The sequence below is a fragment of the Streptomyces sp. NPDC000941 genome, assembly GCF_053599555.1.
On the sequence record NZ_JBSFMM010000480.1, the window covers coordinates 1 to 2,862 of the forward strand.

Here is a 2,862-nt window from a genome sequence, read left to right on the forward strand (position 1 = left end):
CAAGACCGACATCCGCGACGCGGAAACGGTGGACGGCGACTACCTGCCCTTCGATCTGGCGGACGCCGGTCTGGACCGTACGCAGGAAATGCTGGTCGAGCTGATGGAGCTGTTCGGCGCGGGTGTGTTGCGTCCGTTGCCGGTTACGGCGTGGGATGTGCGGCGGGCGCGGGACGCCTTCCGCTATATGAGTCAGGCGAGGCACACGGGCAAGATCGTGCTGACGATGCCGCCTCGTTGGGACCCCGAGGGCACCGTGCTGATCACCGGTGGCACAGGAGGTCTCGGCAGCAGGCTCGCTCGCCATCTCGCCGCCGAATGGGGCATGAAGCACCTGCTGCTGGTCAGCCGCCGCGGGTCGGACGCGCCCGGCGCGCCCGAACTGCTGGAGGAGCTGAGCACCCATGGCGCCGATGTCACCATCGCCGCATGCGACGTGGCGGACCGCGACGCGCTGACCGCGCTGCTCGCCGGGGTCTCTGCGGAGCACCCGCTGACCGCGGTCGTCCACACCGCGGCCGCGCTCGACGACGGCGTGATCGCCTCGCTGACTCCCGAGCGGCTGGCCACGGTCTTCGGCCCGAAGGCGGACGCGGCCTGGTATCTGCATGAGCTGACCCGCGACCTGGACCTGGCCGCGTTCACGACGTACTCGTCGGTCGCGGGCCAGCTCGGCGGCGCGGGTCTCGGCAGCTACGCCGCGGCCAACGCCTTCCTCGACGCGCTGGCCAACCACCGCAGGGCCGAGGGCCTGCCCGGCCAGTCGCTGCTGTGGGGGCCGTGGGCCCAGGACGGCGGTATGACCAGCGAGCTCACCGACACGGACATCCACCGGCTCAACGCGGCCGGAATGCCGCTGCTGACCGAGGAACAGGGCGTCGCGCTCTTCGACGCGGCGGCCACCTGCGACGAACCAGTGGTGGCCCCCGTGCGCCTCAACCTCGCCGCGCTCCGTGCGCAGGGCGAGGTCCCGGGGCTGCTGCGCGGTCTGGTCCGTACGGCGCGCAGGACGGCGGGCGGCGCCGCCGCCTCCGAGTCCGGCGCGGCCGCCGCGCTGACCCAGCGGCTCGCCGGGCTGCGCGAGGCCGACCGTCTGCGTCTGCTGATCGATCTCGTACGCGGCCAGGCGGCAGCCGTACTGGGACACCCGTCGCCGGACGCGGTGGAGGTCCGGCGGGAGTTCCGCGAGCTGGGCTTCGACTCGCTGACCGCGGTCGAGCTGCGCAACCGGCTCGGTGGCGCTACCGGACTTCGGCTGCCCGCCACCTTGGTGTTCGACTACCCCACGCCCACCGCGCTGGCCGAGTTCCTGCTGCGCGAGCTGCTGGGCGAGCACGGCGAGGTGGTCCTGCCGACGGCTGTCACCTCGGGGCTTGCGGACGACCCGATCGTGATCGTCGGGATGAGCTGCCGCTACCCGGGCGGTGTCCGTTCGCCGGAAGACCTGTGGCAGCTGGTCGCCGAGGGCCGGGACGCCATCGCCGAACTGCCCACCGACCGCGGCTGGCGACTGGACTCGGGCGCCGGCTACGAGGGCGGTTTCCTCTACGACGCCGCGGAGTTCGACGCGGGCTTCTTCGGGATTTCTCCGCGTGAGGCGCTGGCGATGGATCCGCAGCAGCGGCTGCTGCTGGAGACCGCCTGGGAGGTGTTCGAGCGCACGGGCATCGACCCCGCCTCGGTCCGCGGAACGGACACGGGCGTCTTCGTCGGCGCGACCGGCTTCGGCTACCTTCCGCCGCAGGAATCCCGCGGCCACCACATGACGGGCCAGGCCACCAGTGTGATCTCGGGGCGGCTGTCCTACACCTTCGGCCTCGAGGGCCCGGCCGTCACCGTGGACACCGCGTGTTCCTCCTCGCTGGTGGCGATGCACCTCGCCGCCCAGGCGCTGCGCACCGGCGAGTGCTCGCTGGCGCTGGCGGGCGGTGTCACGGTGATGTCGACGCCGATCGGTTTCGGCGAGTTCAGCGAGCAGGGCGGGATGGCCCCGGACGGCCGCTGCCACTCGTTCGCCGACTCTGCCGCCGGAACGAGCTGGTCGGAGGGTGTCGGCCTGGTCGTGCTCGAACGGCTGTCGGACGCCGTACGCAACGGGCATGAGGTGCTTGCGGTGGTACGGGGTTCGGCGGTGAACCAGGACGGTGCGTCGAATGGTCTGACGGCGCCGAACGGTCCGTCGCAGCAGCGGGTGATCCGTCAGGCGCTGGCGAACGCCGGTCTGGCTCCGGTCGATGTGGACGCGGTCGAGGCACACGGCACGGGGACCACGCTGGGCGACCCGATCGAGGCGCAGGCGCTGCTCGCCACGTATGGGCAGGACCGTGAGCTGCCACTGCAACTGGGCTCCATCAAGTCCAACATGGGGCACACCCAGGTCGCGGCCGGTATGGCCGGTGTGATCAAGATGGTGATGGCGCTGCGGAACGGAGTGCTGCCCAAGACGCTGCACGTGGACACGCCGTCCACGCATGTGGACTGGTCGGCAGGCGCGGTCGAGCTGCTGACCGAGTCGATGGAGTGGCCGGAGACCGGGCGCCCGCGCCGGGCCGGTGTCTCCGCGTTCGGCGTCAGCGGCACCAATGTGCACACCATCCTGGAGCAGGCCCCGCTGCCCGCCGAGCCCAAGCCGGACGACCAAGAGATCCCCGCCGTGACCCCTGCCGCCCTGCCGTGGGTGGTGTCGGCGAAGAAGGTCGAGGCGTTGCGTGAGCAAGCCGCCAACCTGGCCTCCCATATGGAGAGTCACCCCGATGCGACGCCGGCCGACATCGGACACTCGCTGGTGTCCACGCGGTCGGTGTTGGAGCACCGGGCGGTGGTGGTCGGTGGTGACCGCGAGGAGTTGTCGTCAGGTCTGAC

Annotated in this window: 1 protein-coding gene; it reads left to right on the forward strand. The window is 71.5% G+C overall.

Annotated features, from left to right (window positions below; genetic code table 11):
* The coding region (locus ACWDSL_RS52855) for an SDR family NAD(P)-dependent oxidoreductase (protein WP_450496858.1) at nucleotides 1-2,862 on the forward strand (2,862 nt) is incomplete at both ends.